Below are 19,757 nucleotides of genomic sequence, written 5' to 3'. Positions count from 1 at the left end.
CTGGGAGGCACGGCCTCCCAGCGCGGCTCAGCCGTGCAGCGCGTGCGGGTCGCCTTCGGGCAGCCAGGCGTCCGCCGCGTTGATCCCGAGGTCTCCGACGCCGGCGCACAGGGCGTCGACGGCGGCCAGGACGCCGGCCCGGTCCTCGCCCGCGCGCCAGACCAGGGACCAGGTCCAGTACACCTTCGGCGCGACGATCTCGCGGCGGACCAGGTCGGGCGGGAGCGGAGCGGTCTGGCCCTTGGGCGAGTTGAGGACGGGCCGGGTGCAGCGGCGGACGTGGTCGAAGTAGGCGGGGCCGGTGACGGCGCCGTCGGAGATGCGCACCGGGCGGGCGCCGACGGCCCGCGTGAGCTCCTCGGCGTACACGTTCCAGGAGGCCCAGGAGGTGACGTCGTCGTCGATCAGGATGTCGGCGTCCCGGGCCGGCAGGTCGCTCGTGTCGGGGCCCTTCGCCACGGCGTACAGCCGGTCCGCGCCGATCAGCCGGGCGCGCAGCCCGAGCCGTTCGAGGTCCTCGCCGCGCACCCAGCAGACGGCGAGGTCCAGACTCCCGTCGGCGACCCTGGCGGCCTGGGTGTGGGAGGGCGCGACCCAGGCGTCCACATGGACCCGGGCCACCGCGGCCGTCCGCGAACCGAGGTCCGGCGGAAGCCAGTTGACGTAGCCGAGCCGTACCGACTGGGAGCCCGAGAGCCGGCCCGCCCGGCGTCCGAGGTCGTCGGCGCGCTCCAGCAGGTCCCGGGTGTGCGGGAGCAGCTCGGCGCCGGCGGGAGTGAGGGAGACCGAGCGGCGGTCCCGGTCGAACAGCCGGACGCCCAGGTCCCGTTCGAGCGCCTTGATCTGCTGGGAGAGGGACGGGCCGGCGATGAGCAGCCGCTCGGCGGCCCGGCCGAAGTTCAGTTCCTCGGCGACCGCGACGAAGTACCGCAGCTGGCGCAGTTCCACGCGCGTCATGCTACGCGCGCTGGGAGGCTGCGCCTCTCAGCAGCGAGCCGGCCGGTCGTGGCAGCGGTGCCGGTGGCGGCGGACGATGGAGTGACCGACTGGAGTCACCGACGACGGAGGGAGCACATCGTGCGAGAGTTCCTGGTCGAGATCACCACGACCGTCCCGGAGGGCACGGACCAGGACGAGGTCGACCGGCGGCGGGCCGCGGAGGCCGTACGGGCGCGGGAACTGGCCGCGACCGGTCACCTGGCCCGGCTGTGGCGCCCGGTGGGCGAGCTGCGCAGCATCGGCGTCTGGCGCGCCGCCGACGAGGAGGAGCTCCACGAGAAGGTGCTCGGCACCCTGCCGCTGCGCCCGTGGATGACGGTCACCGTCACTCCGCTGGAGTCCCACCCCAACGACCCGGGCCGGGCCGAGGGCACCCGATGACCCGTACCTCTGCGGCCCTTGGCTCCGCCGAGTCCGCCCCTGCCGACGCCCCTCCCGCTGCCGCTGCCTCGCCCTGGACGCATGTCGCCAGGGCCGCAGCCGCGCTCGCCGCGGGGATGGGCGTCGGCCGATTCGTCTACACCCCGATCCTTCCGCTGATGCACGACCAGGCGGGCCTGTCCGCAGGTGCGGGGGCGAACCTGGCCACCGCCAACTACGTCGGCTACCTCCTCGGCGCGCTCGCCGGCACCCTGGCCCCCGCGCTGGTCAGGTCACGCGCCGTGCTGCGCGGCTCGCTGCTCCTGCTGACCGCCACGCTCGCCGCGATGCCCCTCACCCACAGCACGGCGGTGTGGGGCGCGCTGCGGCTGCTCGCCGGAGCGGCGAGCGCCCTGGTGTTCGTGATCGCCGTCGCCTCCCTGCTGCACCATCTGCGGGACCACCCGGCGCACCTGCCCGGCTGGGCCTTCGGCGGGGTGGGCGCCGGCATCGCACTGTCCGGCCTGCTGGTGCTGGCCCTGCGGTCCGTCTCCGACTGGCGGGCGGCCTGGTGGGCCGCCGCCGCGCTCACCGGGCTGCTGGCCGCGGCCTCCTGGCGGCTGCGGCCCGAGGACGCGCCCACCGCGAGCGGAACCGACGGCGCCCGGCCCGGGATCCGCACCCACCGCTGGTTCGGCGCGCTGTTCGTCAGCTACTTCCTGGAGGGCGTCGGCTACATCGTCGCCGGCACCTTCCTGGTCGCGGCGATCGGCCAGGGCTCCCCCGGCTGGGTGGGCAGCGGCGCCTGGGTGCTGGTGGGGCTGGCCGCCGTACCGTCCTCGGCGCTGTGGGCCCGGCTCGGGCGCCGCTGGTCCCGGCCCGGCCTGCTGCTCACCGCGCTCGCGATCCAGGCGGCCGGCATCGCACTGCCGGCGCTGGCCGGGGGTACGGCCGCCGCCCTCGGCTCGGCCGTGCTGTTCGGCGCCACGTTCCTGGGCGTGAGCACCCTGGCCCTGGCCACGGGCGCGCACCTGCGCTTCCCGCGCTCGGTCGCGCTGCTGACCGCCGGCTACTCCGTCGGCCAGATCCTCGGCCCCCTCGTCGTCGCCCCGCTGCTGCGGCACGGCTACCACCAGGCCCTGCTGCTGGCCGCCCTGGTCGTCCTCACGGCCGCCGTCGCCGCCGCCGTGCTGCGGATCGGGTTCCCGCACCACATGGGTGCGGACCCCATGGGTGCGGACCACACAGTGCCGGTACGACACCCGCAGCCGGCCGAGGCCGCTCGCCCGTAGGCCGAGACCGCCCGCCCGCCCGTAGGACGAGACCGCCCGCCGCCGCTACGACGAGGCCGCCCCCGCCCGGGCCCCGGTCTCCGGTAGCGGCGGCGCGGTCACGCCGAGCAGCGCCCGGCAGTTGTCCCAGAGGGGGCTCAGCCGCCGGGTGCTGTTGTACAGCTTGGCGAACATCACCTGGCCCTCCAGCTGGGCCACCACCGCCCGCGCCGCCTCCCGGGTGTCGGTCACGCCCACCTCGCCGCGCTCCCGGGCCTCGCCGACGACCGCCGCCACCATGTCGACCTGGGCGTCGAAGATCTCCTGCAGCCGTCCGCGCACCGCCTCGGTCTGGTTGCTCAGCTCCAGGGCGAGGTTCCCGAACAGACAGCCCGCCACGGTCCCGCAGCCCCGCTGGCCGGCCAGCTGCCCCGCCTCGGTCTCCTCGAACAGCCGTCGCAGCCGCCGCAGCGGTTCCGCGTCGTCGGTCAGGGCCCGGGTCCAGTCGCGTTTCTGGGCCGCCCAGTGCTCGTCGACGACCGCGAGCGCGAGGGCCTCCTTGGACTCGAAGAAGTAGTAGAAGCTGCCCTTCGGCACCCCGGCGGCCTTGCAGATCTCGGCCACGCCGAGCGCCGCGTAGCCCCGCCCCTCGATCAGCGAACGAGCGGCGTCGAGGATCTTCCGCCTGGCGTCACTGGTACGTCCCATACGACCAGCGTACGGAGGTACTAGACCGGTCGGCTAGCGAAGGGGCTGTTCCCGCCGTCACAGCAGCGGCAGGCCGTCCGCCTCGCGGCGCTCGATGCGGGCCACCAGCTCCGCCGCCGACGACTTGATGGTCTCCAGACCGGGCCGGCCCCAGGGCCGCGGCTCCACGTCGACCACGCACACCGTGCCGAGCACCGTCCCCGTGCTGTCGATCAGCGGGGCACCCAGGTAGGAACGGATGCCGAAGTCGTCGACGACCGGGTTGCCCGCGAACCGCGGGTAGTCACACACGTCCTCCAGGACCAGCGCCTTGCGCCGGACCACCACATGGGGGCAGAAACCATGGTCGCGGGGCAGCTCACGGCCGAGGACCGGGATGGTGCCGTCGGGCCGTACCACGGGCGGTGCCACGTCCGGCAGGTGCAGACCCGCGAAGAACTGACGGTTCACGTCGATGAAGTTGACCATGGCGTACGGCGCCCGGGTGACCTCGGCGAGCCGGTCCGCGTAGGCGTCGAGGGCGGGGTCCGGGTCTGCGCCCAGGCGCAGTTGGCCGAGGCGCCGGGTGCGCTCGGGGGCCTCCTTGTCCTCCGGCGTGAGCAGCAGGCGGCCGGCCGGGCGCGACGGGTCGTACCTCATGCGCGGGCTCCGTCGCAGTGGACGTGGGTCATATACGGGCTCCGTGAGGGGTGTATGGGGTTCACATGTGGGCGCCGTGGCTCGGCGCGGAGACCGGGGCGTGGGCGATGAGGTGGCGGACGAGGGTGAGCAGGGTCTGGACTCCGGAGCTGGAGATACGGGCGTCGCAGCGGACCACCGGGACCTCCGGGTCGAGGTCGATGGCGGCGCGCACCTCGTCGGGGTCGTAGCGGTAGGAGCCGTCGAACTCGTTGATGGCGACGATGAAGCCGAGGCCGCGCTCCTCGAAGAAGTCGACGGCCGCGAAGCAGTCCTCAAGGCGCCGGGTGTCGGCGAGGATGACCGCGCCGAGCGCGCCCTCGGACAGTTCGTCCCACATGAACCAGAATCGCTCCTGTCCGGGCGTGCCGAACAGGTAGAGCACGTGCTCCGGGTCCAGGGTGATGCGGCCGAAGTCCATGGCCACGGTCGTCTCGACCTTGTTCTCGATCCCTTCGAGGTTGTCGGTCGCGGCGCTGACCGTGGTGAGGAGTTCCTCCGTGGACAGCGGCGCGATCTCGCTGACCGCGCCCACGAAGGTGGTCTTGCCGACCCCGAACCCACCGGCCACCAGGATCTTCAGCGCGGTGGGGAAGGGGTCAGAGCTGTCGTCGTAGTCCATCGAGCACTGCCTCCAGGAGGGACCGGTCAGTGGGGTTGTGGTGGAACACGGGGGGCTTGGCGGTCAGCGCCCCGCAGTCGACGAGGTCGGAGAGCAGCACCTTGGTGACCACGGCGGGCAGTTTGAGGTGCGCGGCGATCTCGGCGACCGAGACGGGGGCACGACACAGGTCGAGGGCCTGTGCGTGTTCGGGGCCGAGGTAGCCGAGGGGCACGGACCCGGTCGCCATCACCTGCGACATGAGGTCGAGGGCGATGCTGGGTTCGGTCCGGCCGTTACTGACCGTGAACGGGCGCACGAGGCGTCCGGCCGCGTCGTCGAGCCAGGGCCCGTCGCCGGCTGCCGCCACCCTCAAGGCCTCATCGCCGTGGAATCGACGGCGTGCTGCCGGGGCGCGGTGACGAGGTACGGGCGGACGCTCTTGACCAGCATCGCCATCTCATAGCCGAGGACGGCCGCGTCGGCCTCCCGGCCCGCCAGCACGGCGAGGCAGGTGCCGGAGCCGGCAGTGGTGACGAACAGCAGCGTCGAGTCGAGTTCGACGACGACCTGGCGGACGTCCCCGCCGTCGCCGAACCGGACGCCGGCGCTGCGGCCGAGCGAGTACAGGCCGGAGGCGAGCGCGGCCATGTGGTCGGCGCTGTCCGGGTCTAGGCCGTGGACGGACTTCACCAGCCCGTCGCAGGAGAGGAGCACCGCGCTGGTGGTGTGCGGCACCCGCTGCACCAGGCCGCTCATCAGCCAGTCGAGGTCGGATACCTGGGCGGTCGGCGCATCGCTCGCCATGGTGGATCGACTCCTTGGGGTACGAAGACCAGCGGGAGCGCTGGGGGTGGGGGTGGGGGTGGAGACGGTGCTGGTCATCCGGCCGGTGCGCTCCCGTCGGGCCGGGCGGTGAATTCGGAGGTGTGCACCGGGCGCAGGGCCTGGGAGTACGACTGGGTCCGGAACGCGGACTGGGTGTCGGCGGTGTCCCGGTGGGTCCGGCTGGTGTGTGTGGGGGCCATGTGGTCCACGGCCATGTGACCCGTCGCCATGTGATCCGTCGCCATGTGGTCGGTCGCCATGTGGTCCGTGACCGGGTGGCCTGTCACCAGGTGGCCTGTGGTCAGGTGGTCCGAGGTCGTGTGGCCAGTGGTCAGGTAACCCGGGGCCAGGGGGTCCAGCGCCATGGGGTCTGACGTCAGGCGGTCCCGGGCCGACTGGTCCGGGGCCGTGAGGTCGGGGGTCAGGTACCCGGACTCCGTGTGTGCCGCCTCCATGTGCGGGGCGCCCATGTGGGAGGCATCCATGTGCGTGGCACGGGACGTGTCGGTCGGCCGTTCGCCGGATACGTCGCGGGTGGTGATGTCGGCGAAGCCCGTACCCGCGAACCCGTCATGGGCCGAGGCCCCATGGAGTGAGGCACCGTGGGGTGAGGCACCGTGGGGTGAGGCACCGTGGGGTGAGGCACCGTGGGGTGAGGCACCGTGGGGTGAAGCGCCATGTGCGCCGCCCGCAGGCTCGGCGGCGGTCGGCTCCGCCTCGGTGGCCTCCAGGTGCTGCTGGGCCTCGGCGAGGCCGATGCCACGCTGGAAGGCGGCCATCAGACCGGGATCGTGCCCGGCCGGGTTCTCGTTCTCCTGGCGGGGTGCGGGGCCGCCCCGCAGCTGGGGAACGATGTGCTCCTGGGCGCGGCGGCGCGGCAGTTGGGGTTTGCCCATGGTGCCGCGGACGGCGCCGACCCGCGGTACCGGCGGGGCACCCGCGTGCTCGGCGACCGTCGGCCGGTCCTCGGGCCGGATGCCCGGCAGCGCCTCGGCCGGGTTCGGGCGGGCCTCCTGGGCGCCGCGCACCGGCAGCGGCGCGGGCGCGCCGCCGTGTTGTCCGCCGCCGTGCTGCCCGCCTCCCTGTTGCGCGTGCCGGCGGCGTCCGCCGGCGGCGGGCGTGGCGGGACCCTGCTGCCGGCCGGGCCCCCGGCCGGTCGGCGATCCGGCCACGGCGGGCCTGCTTCCGGCTCCCGTGTCCGGCCCGGCGGCGCCACGGCCGCCCGCCGTCGACCCGGCGCCGTCGGACGGCCGGGCTTCCCCGGCGCCGATCGCAGCGGTCGCACCGGTCGGCGCACCCGGCGCACCGCCCCCGTTCGCCGCGTCGCGCGGCGGCGGAACCGAACCGGCTGCCACGGGAGCGCCCGGTGCTGTGCCCAGCAGGCCCTGCGGGACGACGAGGACGGCCTGGACCCCGCCGTAGATGTTGGTCTGGAGCCGGACGTTGATGCCGTGCCGGCGGGCGAGCTGGGAGACGACGAAGAGGCCGATACGGCCGTCGGCCAGCAGGCTGGCGACGTTGACCTGGTCGGGGTCGGCGAGCAGGGCGTTCATCTTGGACTGTTCGCCGACGGGCATGCCGAGTCCGCGGTCCTCGACCTCGACCGCGAGGCCGGAGGTGACGAGGTTGGCGCGGAGCAGCACCTGGGTGTGCGGGGCGGAGAACACCGTGGCGTTCTCGACGAGTTCGGCGAGGAGGTGGATGACGTCGGCGACGGCGTGGCCGCGCAGTTCGCCGTCGATCGGCGGGACGAGCTTGACCCGGGAGTACTGCTCGACCTCGGCGATGGCGGAGCGCAGCACCTCCGTCATGGAGACGGGGTTGCTCCACTGCCGTCGGGACACGGCGCCGCCGAGGACGGCGAGGTTCTCGGCGTGCCGTCGGATCCGGGTGGCCAGGTGGTCGACGTGGAAGAGGCCCTTGAGGAGGTCCGGGTCCTCGATCTCGTTCTCGAGTTCGTCCAGGATCGAGATTTCCCGGTGCACGAGGGACTGAAGCCGCCGCGCCAGGTTGACGAAGACCTCCAGCTTCTGTTCGCTGCCGGCCTGGCTGGAGAGCTGGGCCGCCTGCACGACGGCGGTGACGGCGCCGTCGTGCGCGCGGGACAGGTCGGCGGCGAGCAGTTCGAAGTCGTCCGCGTCCTCGGGCGGTCCGCCGCGCGGCTTGCGATGGGGCGGGGTCTCGCCGCGGCGCAGCGCGTCGACGAGGGCCAGCAGATCGGCCTCGCCGCGGGCGGCGTTGCGGCGCAGGATGGCGACCCGGTCGCTGACCGAGCTCGCGGCGCGGCCCGCGGCCACGGCGGCGATCACGATGCCCGCAGCCGTCACCGAGACCGCTCCGGCGAGCACGGCCAGCAGGGTGAGACTGGGCCGGGCGCCGGTGGACCGGACGGTGAACAGGACGGCCGCGCAGCCGCTGAGCGCCACCGCGACCGGTGGCAGTACCGCAAGCCGCATGAGCTGAGGCCGTATGTGGGTCTCGGGCAGCGCGGGAACGGGTCGGGCGACCGGTCGTCCGTGCCGGCCGCCCTCACGGCGGTCGGCGCGGGCGGCCGGTGCACGGAGGTGAGACATCTGCGTCCTCGTACTGGTCCGTCGGGCCTGGTCTCTCACGCGGGTCGCGCGAGTCGGGCATGCGCCATCGCGGTGCCGGGCGAGGGGACCGCAAAAGAATTCGGCCCCGTGCCGTCCGGCGGACACTCACAGTAGTCGCCGACGCATCATGTGCGGTGGGCAGTTGACAAAGTCCCCCCGCGATGGTCCCGCTCTGGTATGAGCCGTCGTACGAAAGACCGATAACCCCCTCGACGCCTCGCACTCGATCAGTCACCTGCCGATCCGACCTGCTCAGAAACGGTCAGACGCAGAAGACGCAGAAGACACGGAAGACGCGGATCGGCGGTTCCGGCGCTCCGTACGGCTCCCCGCGCATCGGTTCGTACCCCCCTCGGCCGACCTTCCGGGGTGGCCGGCGGACCGTCCGCACCCTCCCCATCACCCCCCAGAACGTCACCCAAAGTGACCATCCTGGCTCCGGCGGCCCTTCGTCGGGGCGCGGGGCGGGCCGTCGTGGGTGTCGACGCCCGTCACGGCGCCGGCCGCGGCCAGGGTGAGCTCCGGGCGGCTCAGGACCTCCGCGCTGTCGATGAACTGGTCCACCGCGCCGGCCCGGCGCAACTCCCGTACGTCCGGGTCCTTGACGCGGGCGGTGAGGGCCCGGGCGAAGCGGTCGGCGCGCACCACCCGGAACGGCCGGGAGTGGTACGCACGCGTGGCCGGGTCGACCCGGTCGGTGAGCTCCAGCTCGTTGTGCAGGTGGGCGACGATCTCGTACGCCTGCGCCAGATGACGCTCGCGGAGGTGCCAGTCGGTGGCGGCGAGGACGGCGGTGAGTTCCGGGGTGAGCCGCGGAGCAGCGGGGGTGCGGGCGAAGGCGCTGCCGAGCCATTTGCCGTACGGCGGGTAGCACCGGTTCATCAGCAGGCAGAGCCGCATGAGGTCGCGGACCAGGCGGGCGGCCTCCACGGCGGAGCCCAGGTCGTCGCCGACCTCGCCGCAGCGGCCGACGAAGGCCTCCTTCTGGGAGATGCGCTGCCACTGGCAGGCGAGGACGTGGAGCCAGAGGTCGTGCGGATACCAGCGCAGGGCGGCGCGGGCCGGGGTGAGCGTACGGAGGCCGTCGTGGAAGACGGCGCCGGCGGTGACCTCGGCGAGCAGCTGGGTGGGCAGGGCGAGCCAGTGCGCCGGGGTGACTCCGGACGCGGGGTCGAAGCCGAGGGTGGCGCGGAACCACGAGGAGACGCCGGTCACCTCGACGCGATGGTGCACGGGACCGTCGGTGACCCGCATGACGCGGATGTCGCGGTCCCCCGTGGCGGCGAAGTGGGTGGGCCAGCCGTGGAAGGTCTTTGGGAGGTGTTCGGCGAGCACATGTCTGATGCGTCCGGCGTGGCGGCTCACATCATGGGAGTGGAGGAAAAGCTGGAGCCGTGGGCCCCATTCGTGGTCGGCGGAGCGCTCGGTGTCGTAACCGAGCACTTCGGAGCCCGCGCCGATGCGGGCGGCGGAGTGGGGTATACCGGGCGCGGCCTCCTCCAGGAGGGGGCGGACGGCCTCGGTGTAGAAGCGCCGGGAGAGTTCAAGTCCTGGTAAGAAAGCGGGGCTTGGCATATGTGCATGGCTCATGACGATGCCCCTGCCCAGGTTGTGCAGGGGCATGCACACCACTTTCACGCGACCGCCACAGCGGTGGCGAGGTCACCGGCCCTTCGTCACAGTTCGCCCGCGAGGCCGAGGTCCCCCTGTCCGGGCGTGCCCTCCGGCCGCTTCTCGCGCTGCCACGGCCGGGCGAGCGGCGCGGAGACCGTGCGCCACCAGGGGTCCGCGGGCAGCTTGCCGGACGGCTCGAAGGGCTCACCGGGGCGCGGCAGCGCGACCGCCTGGCCCGCCTCGTCGCCGGCGTCCTTGGTCCACTCCCCCGGCTCGGCCCAGGCGTGCGGGGCGAGGTTGAAGGTGCCCCAGTGGATCGGCAGCAGCACGCCGTGCGGCTGCCCGCCCTGGAGGTCGAGGTGGGCGCGCATGCCCTCCTCGGGGGTCATGTGTATGTCGGGCCAGAACTCGCTGTACGCACCGATCTGGATCATCGTCACGTCGAACGGCCCGTGGTCGGCGCCGATGTCCTTGAAGCCGTCGAAGTAGCCGGTGTCACCGCTGTGGTAGATGCGGTGCTCCTCGCCTGCGACGACCCAGGACGCCCACAGGGTGTGCTGGGTGTTGCGCAGCCCGCGGCCGCAGAAGTGGCGGGCGGGGGTGGCGGTCAGGGTGAGCCCGCCGATCTTGGTCTCCTCGTGCCAGTCCAGCTCGCGCAGCCGGTCGGCGGAGACACCCCAGTGTTCGAGGTGCGCGCCGACGCCGAGCGGCACGGCGAACACGGTGTCCGTGCCGGCCAGCGCCTTGATGGTGGGCAGGTCGAGGTGGTCGTAGTGGTCGTGCGAGATGACCACGACGTCGACGGGGCCGAGCGCGGCGAGCGGCAGCGGCGCCGGGTGCAGCCGCTTGGGCCCGGCGAAGGGGAACGGGGAGCAGCGCTCGCCCCAGACGGGGTCGAACAGCACGCGGTGTCCGTCGATCTCCGCGAGGACGCTGGAGTGGCCCATCCATGTCACCCGCAGGCCGCCGGCGGCGGGCCGGGCGAGGTCGGCGACGGTGGTGGGGTGGACCGGGACGGTCCCCCGGGGTGCCCGGCGGGTGCGCTGCTCCTTCTCGAAGTAGGTCCTGGCGAACTCCACCATCGAGCCCGAGGGCCGCATCCGGGTGGTGCCGCCGGGGTTCTGGAAGACACCGTCCTTGAAGTGCGGGGAAGCCTGGATGCGGGCCATGCGCTCGCCGCCGGGGTCCACGCCGAAGGCAGCGGGCCGCAGCACGCGGAGCCCGGAGTTCAGGGAACGCAGGCCGGTCACGGTACCTCCAGTGGTGTCGCCGAGGTCCCCATTATGGTCGGCCCTTGTGACAGTCTGCGTTGACACCGCACCACCCGCCTCCCGATACTGACCCACTGTTCAGTAGCACTGTTTCTTCACACCGCTCCCGAGGAGCCCCCGTGACCGCTCCCCTGATGTCCCTGGTCTGGACCGACCACGTCACCGGCCGCCAGGGTTTCCTGGTCGTCGACCGTCTGGTGCGGGGTGTGGCCAGTGGCGGCCTGCGGATGCGGCCCGGCTGCACCCTGGAGGAGGTGACCGGGCTCGCGCGCGGCATGACGATGAAGGAGGCCCTGCACTACAACCCCGGGGGCCGCTACATCCCGCTGGGCGGCGCCAAGGGCGGCATCGACTGCGATCCGCAGGACCCCGGGGCGTATGCCCTGCTGGTCCGCTACCTGCGTGCCATGCGGCCGTACGTGGAGGGTTTCTGGACCACCGGCGAGGACCTCGGGCTCACCCAGGACCTGGTGGACCGGGCGGCGGCCGAGGCGGGTCTTGTCTCCTCGATCCAGGCCGTGTACCCGCTGCTGGACGACGAGGCGGCGGCCCGGCGGCGGCTGGCGGACGCCTTCGCGGTCGAGGTGGACGGGATCGGTCTCGACGAGCTGGCGGGCGGCTGCGGGGTCGCCGAGTCGGCGCTGGCGGCGCTGGACCGGGCCGGGGTGCCGTACGCGGGCACGCGGGTCGCCGTGCAGGGCCTCGGCACGATGGGCGGGGCCACGGCGCGGTTCCTCGCCCGCGCGGGGCTCACGGTCGTGGCGGTCGCCGACGTCAAGGGCACGATCGCCAACCCGGCCGGTCTTGACGTCGAGGCGCTGCTGCGCGCGCGGGACGCGTACGGGACCGTCGACCGCGCGGTGCTGCGCCCCGGCGACGTGGAACTGCCGGGTGACGCCTGGCTGTCCGCCGAGGCCGAGGTGCTGGTGCCGGCGGCGGTGTCGTACGTGGTCGACACCGGCAACGAGCACCTGGTCACCGCCCGCTGGATCGTGGAGGCGGCCAACATGCCGGTGCTCCCCGAGGCGGAGGAACGGCTCACCGCGCGCGGGGTGACCGTACTGCCGGACGTGGTGGTCAACTCGGGCACCAACGCCTGGTGGTGGTGGACCCTGTTCGGCGACATCGGCCCGGACGCCGACGAGGCGTTCGCCCACACCCGCCGCTCGATGCGGGCCCTGGTGGAGCTGATGCTGGACCGCGCGGAGTCCGACGGCACGACCCCGCGGGCCGCCGCCCATGCCCTGGTGACCGACCGGCTGCCGGTGATCGCGGAGCGGTTCGGCTGGTACCGGTGACGCGACCCGCCCTCAGCGGCGGCCGAGAGCGGCAACGAGCAGCAGCACGCTCAGAGCCGTGAGACCGGTGCCCTGCCAGCCGAGCGTGTCGAGCAGGGGTGCGGCGACGGCCGTGCCCAGGGCGCCGACCGTGAAGTACACCACGAGGTAGACGCTGCTGAGGCTGCCGGAGCGGGCCGGGTCGAGGGCGATCACGCGGCTCTGGTTGGCGGCCTGGGCGGCGAAGCAGCCGGCGTCGAAGAGCGCGAGGCCGAGGGCGGTGCGCCAGGGGTTGTCCAGGCCCGTGGCCAGCAGGGCGGTGCCGGCCGCGGCGACGGCCATGGAGGCGCCGATCACCGCGTGCGGGCCGTACCGGTCGGTGAGGCGGCCGGTGAACGGGAGCGCGGCGAAGCCGAGCAGTCCGGCCAGGCTGTAGAGGCCGATGGCGGTCGGGCCGAGGGAGTGCGGCGGCTGCGCCAGGGCCAGGGTGAGGGCGATCCAGACGAGGTTGAAGGCGAAGTACCAGAGTGCTCCGGTGGCCACCGCGCGGCGCAGCCCCGGCTGGTGCAGGAGCAGCCGCGGGAGGGCCGCCAGGGTGGCGCGGTAGCCGCGGTCGGCGTGCGGCCGTCGCCGGGGCAGGAGCGTGGCGGCGGCGAGCGCGCCGAGCAGCGCGAGGGCGGCGAAGACGAGGAGCATGCGCCGCCAGCCGAGGGCGTCGGTGAGGGCGCCGCCGACCAGCCGGCTGAGCAGGATGCCGGCCGACATGCCGGCGGCCACCAGGGCGACGCCGGTTCCGCCGCGGCCCGGCCGGGCGTGCCGGCCGGCGATGTTGCTCGCCTGGGCGGCCACGCTGGCGGCGGCGCCGACGAGCAGGTAGGCGGCCAGGAGCACGAACGCGTCGCGCGCGGTGGCGGCGAGCGCGAGGGCGGCGGCGAGGGCGGTGAGCTGCGCGGCGACCAGGCGGTTGGGGGCGAGGTGGTCGGTGAGCGGGAGCAGCAGGGCGAAGCCGGTCATGCAGCCGGCGAGCGCGGCGGTCGGGACCAGGCCGATCACCGGGAGGGGCACGTCCAGGTCGGCGGCGACCGCGGTGAGGGCGGGCTGCACGGCGTAGTTGTTCGCGATCGCCGTGCCGGCTATGGCGGCGAGCAGGAGCGTGCCGCCGCGGGGCGGCGTCCGGCTCACGGCTGGGCGTCGCGGGTGAGGACGACGGCGTAACGGCACTCGGCGTCGGTGGTGTTGGCGAAGACGCGCTCGGCGGGTGCCCCGAGTTCGATGGTGTCGCCGGCGTCGAGTTCGTGGACGGTGTCGCCGTCGTGGAAGGTCAGCCGGCCGTCGAGGACCCAGACGAGCTGCCGTACGAAGGCGAAGGCCGCGGCCGGGTAGGGCACCCGGGCTCCGGCGGGCAGCCGGATCTCGGCGATCTCCGCCGGGAAGCGCGGGCCGGTGATCTGGCGGCGCCGGTAGCCGGTACCGGGGTCGCGCCACTCGGCGGCCTCGGCGCCGCGCCGCACGCCCGGGGTGTCGGCCACGGACTCCTGGGCGTCCTGCGTGCCTTCGGCGAGGGCCAGCAGCGAGGCGACACTGAGCTGGAAGGCGGCGGACAGCTTGCCGAGGACGACCGCGGTGGGGCTGCTCTCGCCGCGTTCGATCCGGCTGATCATCGCCGGGGAGACACCGGAGGCGTCCGCGAGCTGCGCCAGGGTCCAGCGGCGGCGCTCCCGCTCGGTCCGCACCCGGGCGGCGATCTGCCGTACCAGCGGGTCCGCCGATGGTTCTACTATGTTGGACATGAATCCAATATACGAGAGAAGCGCGGTGACGGTACGCCCGGCCCGTCCCGAGGACCAGGAGGCCGTCCGCGCGATCCGCAACCACGCGATCGAGCACTCCACGGCCCTGTGGACGGAGACCCCGCAGTCCCCCGCCGAGGGCGCGGCGTGGTTCGCCGCGCACCTGGAGCGCGGCTCGGCGCTCGTGGCCGAAGTCGCCGACGCGCCGGGCGAGGTGGCCGGGTTCGCGGTGTACGGCCCGTGGCGCGCCCTCGACGGCTACCGGCACACGGTGGAGAACTCCGTCTACGTCCGCGAGGGCAGTCACGGACTCGGCATCGGCTCCGCGCTGCTCGGGCCGCTGATCGCCGCGGCGCGCTCGGCCGGACACCATGTGATGATCGCCGGCATCGAGGCCGGGAACGCCGCGTCCGTCCGGCTGCACGACCGGTTCGGTTTCGAGCACGTCGGCACGGTCCGGGAGGTGGGCACCAAGTTCGGCCGCTGGCTGGACCTGACGATCATGCGGCTGCCGCTGGCCTGAGACGGCGGCGCGGGCGGCGGGACGACCGATTAGGGTGACCGCGTGGCGAGAGTGCGGTTGAGCGTGGCCGAGCGGCGGGAGGAACTGCTGCGGGCCGCCATCGAGCAGATCGAGGCGCGGGGCGTGGCGGCGGTGCGGATCGCCGATGTGGCCTCGGCCCTCGGGGTGAGCAACGCGCTGGTGCTGTACCACTTCTCGACGAAGGAGAAGCTGGTCGCCGCCGCCTTCACCTTCGCCGCCGAGGACGATCTGGCACATCTGCGCAAGCTGCTGGGCCGTCGCACGTCGGCGCTGCGCCGGCTGCGGGCCGCGGTGCGCTGGTACGCGCCGACCGGGCAGGCCAAGGGCTGGCGGCTGTGGATCGAGGGCTGGGCGGTGGCGTTGCGGGAGCCCGCGCTGCGGGACGTCACCAAGGGCCTGGACCAGCAGTGGAAGGCGGCGATCGCCGAGGTCGTCGCCGAGGGGGTGGCAGCGGGCGAGTTCCGGTGTCCCGACCCCGCAGCGGCGGCGCTGCGGCTGACCGCGCTGCTCGACGGGCTCGCCGTCCAGCTGACGTCGTACCCCGGCGCCGTACCCCGGGCCAGGGCGCAGGAGTGGGTCGACGAGGCGCTGGCGCGCGAACTGGGACTGCCCGAGCACGAGTAAGGGGCGGCCCGCCAGGAGGCCGCCCCTTACCCGTCGGTGCCGCCTCAGGCCACGGAGGCGATCCGCATCTTGATGTCGTCAGGGGAGAGCGCGCCCTTGGCCGTCACGTGGTCGCCGGACGACTCGCCGCGCAGCCGGCGCCCGATCCACGGGACGAGGTACTCGCGGGCCCAGTGCACGTCGTCGCGGCGGACCTCCAGGGTGCCGCGGGGCGGCAGCGGGGGCCAGGGCTGGTCGGGGTCGGCAGGTACCTCGACGCCGAGCACCTGCCCGGCGCGCAGCGCCACGCGCGTGTGCCCCTCGGGAGACAGGTGCAGGCGGTCGCCGTCCCAGGCGCGCCGGTCCTGCACGGTCTTGAGGGACCACAGGTCCAGGACCGGGCAGCCGTAGCGGTCGGCGATGGCCCGGACATGTCCGTTGTACGTGGCGATCTTGCCGCGCAGGTGCTTGAGGACGGGCACGCCCCGGGTGTCGAACCCGGTGGTCACCAGCACCGTGCCGACGGCCTCGGTCAGCTGGGCCACGGCCCGCTCGAACCGCTCCGCGACCTCGTCGGGGTCGGTGCCGGGGCGGATGATGTCGTTGCCGCCCGCGCAGAAGGAGACCAGGTCCGGGGCGAGTTCCAGGGCCTGCGGCACCTGGTCCGCCACGATCTGGTCGAGCAGTTTCCCGCGCACGGCAAGGTTGGTGTAGCCGAAGTCGCCCTCGGGCCGCCGGTCGGACAGCAGTACCGCGAACCGGTCGGCCCAGCCGACGAACGCCCCGTCGGGGCCGGGGTCTCCCACGCCCTCGGTGAAGCTGTCCCCCACCGCTGCGTACGACCCGATCACTGATGCATTGTCACTCTTCGAATCGTCTCCCACATCGGACCATGATTCACCTTCGACTGTGACCTACGCGACCGTAATAAGGGGTTGACGCTCGGTGAGATAAGACACCCTTAAATACTTTGCCAATCTTGGAATAAGGCCCTGAGCACCGGCGTTGAGGTGTCGACAAACACCGGAGGCCGGACCCGGGGATCGGGGGTCCGGCCTCCGGAGTGCGTGTCGGACCAGTGGGCGGCGCGCCGGGTCAGCCGACGGCGAGGCCCTTGGCGCGGAGGTAGGCGACCGGGTCCACGTCCGAGCCGTAGTCGGGGGTGGTGCGGATCTCGAAGTGGAGGTGCGGGCCGGTCACGTTGCCGGTCGCGCCGGAGAGGCCGACCTGCTGGCCCGCGGTCACGCTCTGGCCGACCGAGACGGACAGGGCGGAGAGGTGGCCGTACTGCGCGTAGTAGCCGTCGGCGAGCCGGATGACGACCTGGTTGCCGTAGGCGCCGCCCCAGCCGGCCGAGACGACCGTACCGGCGCCGACGGCCTTGACCGGGGTGCCGGTCGGGACGACGAAGTCGACGCCCGTGTGGTAGCCGCTGGACCACATGCTGCCGGCCACGTGGTAGCCGGTGCCGATGGCACCACCCGTGACCGGGAGGGCGAAGCCGGAGGCGGTCGCAACCGAACCTTCCGAACCGGCCGAGTCGTTCGAACCGGTCGTGCCGTTCGAGGAGGCCGAGGACGAGGACGCGGTCGACCTGGACGGCCGCGGGTCCGAGTGCACCCGTGAACGGGAGCCGGAGTCCGTCGTCGCGGCGTGCCGGCCGCCGAGGGTGAGCTTCAGGCCAGGGTGGATCAGCGAGGGGTTGTCGCCGACGGCCTCCCGGTTGTCGGCGTAGATCCGGTGCCAGCCGCCGTGGACGTGCTGGTCGCGGGCGATCTTCGAGAGATAGTCGCCGGACACCACCGTGTAGACGCGGTGCGCGGAATGCGCGGCACCGGAATTCCCCGCGGGCGCCTGCTTCACCGCGGTCTTCTCGATCACGGGAAGCGACTGCGTGGCCTTTTCGGAAACGGACTGCGGAGTGGCCGCGTGGGCACCGGTGGCCCCCATGAGCGGCAGAGCCAGCGCGGCGCCACCGGTTCCTGCGACGGCCATCGAGCGGGTGAAACGCTGGGACTTGGGGCGGCGGTGCTTACCCTTCGCGGGCATGGCGCATTCCTCTCCTGCGCCTGCGAGGTGAGCTGTCGGGTTCGGGCTGGAGCTGCCCGGCCACGCCGGAAGGCGTGGCTACACCCCTAGCCGTCCCGGGAACCGGAACAGGCGGTCATACCTGGTGGGTCCCCCGCTCCTGCCGGGCACGGGTGAGTGTGTGTGGGGACTCCGGGCGGCGGCAGGATTCGGCGTTCCGACCGGATGTGTGGCGAACGTAAGCGAGTGGGACGGACGTGGACAAGCATCCGTTTCCCGCCATCCGCGTTTCACTTGATCCGTTGTCGGAAATCCCGGTCACCCTCCGTGAATTCCGATCTTTTCGCCTTTCCAACCTTCTTGGAAAGCGCCGGAATTACGTGAACATGACGCGCGACGGACGGTCACGAATATGACGCTCCTCACGCACGTCATGCCACGTCCTCTTATTCCATGACGAGCTGGAACTAAGGTGTCAATTCGGGCAGATAGGTCAGATCCGCCGGAAACGGATGACTGCCGCATCCAGGTCACCCTTCAGCCCGGTGCGCAGCCCGTGATGCAACAGCACGGCACCCCCGTGCGATTCCCCCGTTTCGAGGCACTCGTACGACGCTGCCGGGTCGAGCCCCTGGAGCCGCAGCGCCGGCGCCGGCTCGCCGTAGCTCTGCGCCTGCAGCCAGGCGAGGACGACGGTCTCGTCGCCGAGCGTGTACTGCACCGCGCTGAGCCCGCCCGCCGGCGGCCGCAGCCGGAACTGGTCGCCGCGCTGCACCAGGGGCCTGATCTCCTTGTAGAGCTCCACCCAACGACCGGCCTCGGCGAGCTCCTCCTCGGTCCAGTCCGAGAGGTCGCCGCCGACACCGAGCGCCCCGGCCATGGAGCTGACGAACCGGAAACGCAGCGAGCTGACCCGGCCGTTGAGCTGGTGGTTCGGGCTGTCGGTGACCCAGGCGGACATCACCCGGGCGGGGTGGATCTGGCTGAAGCCGTGCTGGATGGCCAGCCGGTCCAGCGGGTCGGTGTTGTCGGAGGTCCACGCCTCGTCGGTACGGCTCATGATCCCTAGGTCGATCCGCCCGCCACCGCCGGAGCAGGACTCGATGGCGACGTTCGGGTGGGCCGCGCGGATCCGGTCGAGCAGGGCGTACAGCCCGCGCACGTGATCGACCCACAGGCGCTGCGGGTAGGGCTCGCCGGGCCAACCCGCGTCCGTGAAGCAGCGGTTGAAGTCCCACTTCACGTAGTCGATCGGGGCGCTGGACAGCAGGGTGTCGAGCTGCTGCCAGAGGTACTCCTGGACGTCCTCGCGGGCGAGGTTGAGGACGAGCTGGTTGCGGAGTTCCGTCCGCTTTCGTCCCTGCTGGTACTGGACCCAGTCGGGATGCGCGCGGTACAGGTCGCTGTCCGCGTTGACCATCTCGGGCTCGACCCAGATGCCGAACTGCATGCCGAGGGCGTGCACGTAGTCGGCGAGGGGCTTGAGGCCCTTGGGGAAGCGGTCGGGGTTGGGCGTCCAGTCGCCGAGGCCGGCGTGGTCGCTGGTGCGGGCGCCGAACCAGCCGTCGTCCACCACGAACAGTTCGACGCCGATCGCGGCGGCCCGGCGCGCGAGGGTGGCCTGCTGCTCCTCGGAGATGTCGAAGGTGGTGGCCTCCCAGGAGTTGAACAGCACCGGCCGGTCCTGGTCGGCGTCCGGGATGATGTACGCCCGCTGGTAGGCGTGCCAGGCGCGGCTGGCCCCGCCGAAGCCGCCGTCGGACCAGAGGCCCGCGAAGACGGGACTGGTGTAGGACTCGCCCTCGGCCAGCATCAGCAGGCCCGAGTCGTCGTAGCCGGCGCCGCCGGTGATCTGCACGCGCGCGTCGGGGAGTTGGGCGACCGCGATGCGCCAGGAGCCGGACCAGCCGAGGGCGCAGCCCCAGACCTCGCCGTGCTCCTCGGTGGCGTCGGTGTCGAGGGCGACCCAGGGCAGGTGCTGGTGGCCGGTGTGGCCGCGGCGGCTGCCGATGACCTTCTCGCCGTAGGTGAGCGGCGCACTGACCAGCCGGGACTCGGCGGCCCAGCGGCCGTGCAGCTGGGAGAGCCGCCAGCCCTCGCGGTCGGGGAGCGTCCAGGTGGCGGGGTCGGCGCGGAGCAGCTCCAGGCGCGCGTGTGCCTCGTTGCCGACGGTCACCCACCGCTCGACGACGTCGCCGCGCATCCGGTAGTGCAGGGTGATGACGATCCCGTCGTCCGTGAAGCGCAGCCGGAGCTCGTCCGCCTCGACCACGTAGGAGTCGAAGGTCCACTCGGTGCCCCGGCGCTCGTCGGTCCGCACGGACAGCGCGGGGCGGACGAAGCGGGGACCGCCCTCGACGGGGTACTCCTCACGGCCGTCCAGCGGGGACTCGAAGGGCCAGTAGCCGGGCAGCGCCCGGGTGCTGAGCTCCTCGGCGTCGGCGAGCCGGATCCTGGGGCCCCAGTGCAGGTGGAGCAGTTCGTCGGCCTCCGTCAGATGCAGCGCGTAGCTGCTGCCGGGGCCCGACAGGAGCCAGGTACGACCGTTTTCGGCGATGTCCACCATCGAGAAACCTCACACAGGGGCCAAC

19 protein-coding genes and 1 riboswitch are annotated in these 19,757 nt (G+C 73.0%); of the genes, 5 read left to right on the top strand and 14 right to left on the bottom strand.

Annotated features, from left to right (window positions below):
- Positions 1-27: 27 nt before the first annotated feature.
- Complete coding sequence (locus ACGF5O_RS29345; RefSeq protein ID WP_393812881.1) at positions 28-957, bottom strand: LysR family transcriptional regulator; 930 nt, start codon at positions 955-957, stop codon at positions 28-30.
- A gap of 120 nt (positions 958-1,077) precedes the next feature.
- Between ACGF5O_RS29345 and ACGF5O_RS29340 the strand changes: the two genes are divergently transcribed.
- Complete coding sequence (locus tag ACGF5O_RS29340; RefSeq protein WP_393812880.1) at positions 1,078-1,380, top strand: muconolactone Delta-isomerase family protein; 303 nt, start codon at positions 1,078-1,080, stop codon at positions 1,378-1,380.
- Positions 1,381-1,496: 116 nt separating this feature from the next.
- On the top strand, positions 1,497-2,651 hold the full coding sequence (locus ACGF5O_RS29335) for a YbfB/YjiJ family MFS transporter (RefSeq protein WP_393813117.1): 1,155 nt from the start codon (positions 1,497-1,499) through the stop codon (positions 2,649-2,651).
- 45 nt (positions 2,652-2,696) lie between these two features.
- On the opposite strand, the gene ACGF5O_RS29330 is transcribed toward ACGF5O_RS29335, so the two are convergent.
- From ACGF5O_RS29330 to ACGF5O_RS29295, 8 genes are all read right to left on the bottom strand, one after another.
- On the bottom strand, positions 2,697-3,338 hold the full coding sequence (locus tag ACGF5O_RS29330) for a TetR/AcrR family transcriptional regulator (protein WP_393812879.1): 642 nt from the start codon (positions 3,336-3,338) through the stop codon (positions 2,697-2,699).
- 57 nt (positions 3,339-3,395) lie between these two features.
- Entirely contained in the window at positions 3,396-3,977 is a 582-nt protein-coding gene (locus ACGF5O_RS29325; protein WP_393812878.1) for a GAF domain-containing protein, read from the bottom strand.
- Positions 3,978-4,038: 61 nt separating this feature from the next.
- A complete protein-coding gene (locus ACGF5O_RS29320) occupies positions 4,039-4,638 on the bottom strand; it encodes an ATP/GTP-binding protein (RefSeq protein ID WP_393812877.1) in 600 nt (199 codons plus the stop codon).
- Positions 4,616-4,987, bottom strand: coding sequence for a DUF742 domain-containing protein (locus ACGF5O_RS29315; RefSeq protein ID WP_385673885.1), 372 nt, complete (start codon positions 4,985-4,987; stop codon positions 4,616-4,618). The genes ACGF5O_RS29320 and ACGF5O_RS29315 overlap by 23 nt, the downstream gene beginning before the upstream one ends.
- A gap of 2 nt (positions 4,988-4,989) precedes the next feature.
- Complete coding sequence (locus tag ACGF5O_RS29310; protein ID WP_361290652.1) at positions 4,990-5,424, bottom strand: roadblock/LC7 domain-containing protein; 435 nt, start codon at positions 5,422-5,424, stop codon at positions 4,990-4,992.
- A 74-nt stretch (positions 5,425-5,498) separates the two neighbouring features.
- A complete protein-coding gene (locus ACGF5O_RS29305) occupies positions 5,499-8,018 on the bottom strand; it encodes an ATP-binding protein (protein ID WP_393812876.1) in 2,520 nt (839 codons plus the stop codon).
- Positions 8,019-8,453: 435 nt separating this feature from the next.
- On the bottom strand, positions 8,454-9,614 hold the full coding sequence (locus ACGF5O_RS29300) for a DUF4037 domain-containing protein (protein WP_393812875.1): 1,161 nt from the start codon (positions 9,612-9,614) through the stop codon (positions 8,454-8,456).
- A gap of 101 nt (positions 9,615-9,715) precedes the next feature.
- Entirely contained in the window at positions 9,716-10,903 is a 1,188-nt protein-coding gene (locus ACGF5O_RS29295) for an MBL fold metallo-hydrolase (RefSeq protein ID WP_393812874.1), read from the bottom strand.
- Positions 10,904-11,043: 140 nt separating this feature from the next.
- On the opposite strand from ACGF5O_RS29295, the gene ACGF5O_RS29290 reads away from it, so the two are divergent.
- The gene (locus ACGF5O_RS29290; RefSeq protein WP_393812873.1) at positions 11,044-12,222 is read left to right on the top strand and encodes a Glu/Leu/Phe/Val dehydrogenase dimerization domain-containing protein; all 1,179 of its coding nucleotides are present in this window, start codon (positions 11,044-11,046) and stop codon (positions 12,220-12,222) included.
- A 12-nt stretch (positions 12,223-12,234) separates the two neighbouring features.
- Here ACGF5O_RS29290 and ACGF5O_RS29285 read toward each other — a convergent pair whose 3' ends face one another.
- Both ACGF5O_RS29285 and ACGF5O_RS29280 read right to left on the bottom strand, forming a co-directional pair.
- Positions 12,235-13,383 (bottom strand): MFS transporter, encoded by a 1,149-nt coding sequence (locus ACGF5O_RS29285; protein WP_393812872.1) that lies wholly within the window; start codon positions 13,381-13,383, stop codon positions 12,235-12,237.
- Positions 13,380-13,991, bottom strand: coding sequence for a helix-turn-helix domain-containing protein (locus tag ACGF5O_RS29280; RefSeq protein WP_393812871.1), 612 nt, complete (start codon positions 13,989-13,991; stop codon positions 13,380-13,382). Before ACGF5O_RS29280 ends, ACGF5O_RS29285 begins: the two co-directional genes overlap by 4 nt.
- On the opposite strand from ACGF5O_RS29280, the gene ACGF5O_RS29275 reads away from it, so the two are divergent.
- Positions 13,990-14,514 carry a GNAT family N-acetyltransferase gene (locus ACGF5O_RS29275; protein ID WP_393812870.1) on the top strand — a complete coding sequence of 175 codons (525 nt, stop codon included), beginning with the start codon at positions 13,990-13,992 and terminating at the stop codon, positions 14,512-14,514. The two genes, ACGF5O_RS29280 and ACGF5O_RS29275, sit on opposite strands and share 2 nt — an antisense overlap.
- A 42-nt stretch (positions 14,515-14,556) precedes the next feature.
- Positions 14,557-15,159 carry a TetR/AcrR family transcriptional regulator gene (locus ACGF5O_RS29270; protein WP_393812869.1) on the top strand — a complete coding sequence of 201 codons (603 nt, stop codon included), beginning with the start codon at positions 14,557-14,559 and terminating at the stop codon, positions 15,157-15,159.
- A 44-nt stretch (positions 15,160-15,203) separates the two neighbouring features.
- Here ACGF5O_RS29270 and ACGF5O_RS29265 read toward each other — a convergent pair whose 3' ends face one another.
- From ACGF5O_RS29265 to ACGF5O_RS29255, 3 genes are all read right to left on the bottom strand, one after another.
- Positions 15,204-15,989 (bottom strand): SGNH/GDSL hydrolase family protein, encoded by a 786-nt coding sequence (locus ACGF5O_RS29265; RefSeq protein WP_393812868.1) that lies wholly within the window; start codon positions 15,987-15,989, stop codon positions 15,204-15,206.
- Positions 15,990-16,233: 244 nt separating this feature from the next.
- Entirely contained in the window at positions 16,234-17,187 is a 954-nt protein-coding gene (locus ACGF5O_RS29260; RefSeq protein ID WP_393812867.1) for a peptidoglycan DD-metalloendopeptidase family protein, read from the bottom strand.
- Between the two features lie 4 nt (positions 17,188-17,191).
- Positions 17,192-17,352, bottom strand: a riboswitch (cyclic di-AMP (ydaO/yuaA leader).
- A 307-nt stretch (positions 17,353-17,659) separates the two neighbouring features.
- Complete coding sequence (locus tag ACGF5O_RS29255) at positions 17,660-19,732, bottom strand: alpha-galactosidase (protein WP_393812866.1); 2,073 nt, start codon at positions 19,730-19,732, stop codon at positions 17,660-17,662.
- Positions 19,733-19,757 lie beyond the last annotated feature (25 nt).

It is taken from the genome of Streptomyces sp. NPDC048291 (genome assembly GCF_043201715.1).
In the GTDB taxonomy this organism is placed as follows: domain Bacteria; phylum Actinomycetota; class Actinomycetes; order Streptomycetales; family Streptomycetaceae; genus Streptomyces.
This window is presented reverse-complemented; position numbering and strand designations above follow the sequence as displayed.

Coding starts and splice junctions, on each gene's coding strand:
- ACGF5O_RS29345 (WP_393812881.1), bottom strand. CDS start 957: ATGACGCGCGTGGAACTGCGCCAGCTGCGGTACTTCGTCGCGGTCGCC.
- ACGF5O_RS29320 (WP_393812877.1), bottom strand. CDS start 4,638: ATGGACTACGACGACAGCTCTGACCCCTTCCCCACCGCGCTGAAGATC.
- ACGF5O_RS29280 (WP_393812871.1), bottom strand. CDS start 13,991: ATGTCCAACATAGTAGAACCATCGGCGGACCCGCTGGTACGGCAGATC.
- ACGF5O_RS29310 (WP_361290652.1), bottom strand. CDS start 5,424: ATGGCGAGCGATGCGCCGACCGCCCAGGTATCCGACCTCGACTGGCTG.
- ACGF5O_RS29305 (WP_393812876.1), bottom strand. CDS start 8,018: ATGTCTCACCTCCGTGCACCGGCCGCCCGCGCCGACCGCCGTGAGGGC.
- ACGF5O_RS29300 (WP_393812875.1), bottom strand. CDS start 9,614: ATGCCAAGCCCCGCTTTCTTACCAGGACTTGAACTCTCCCGGCGCTTC.
- ACGF5O_RS29255 (WP_393812866.1), bottom strand. CDS start 19,732: ATGGTGGACATCGCCGAAAACGGTCGTACCTGGCTCCTGTCGGGCCCC.
- ACGF5O_RS29335 (WP_393813117.1), top strand. CDS start 1,497: ATGGGCGTCGGCCGATTCGTCTACACCCCGATCCTTCCGCTGATGCAC.
- ACGF5O_RS29325 (WP_393812878.1), bottom strand. CDS start 3,977: ATGAGGTACGACCCGTCGCGCCCGGCCGGCCGCCTGCTGCTCACGCCG.
- ACGF5O_RS29260 (WP_393812867.1), bottom strand. CDS start 17,187: ATGCCCGCGAAGGGTAAGCACCGCCGCCCCAAGTCCCAGCGTTTCACC.
- ACGF5O_RS29330 (WP_393812879.1), bottom strand. CDS start 3,338: ATGGGACGTACCAGTGACGCCAGGCGGAAGATCCTCGACGCCGCTCGT.
- ACGF5O_RS29275 (WP_393812870.1), top strand. CDS start 13,990: ATGAATCCAATATACGAGAGAAGCGCGGTGACGGTACGCCCGGCCCGT.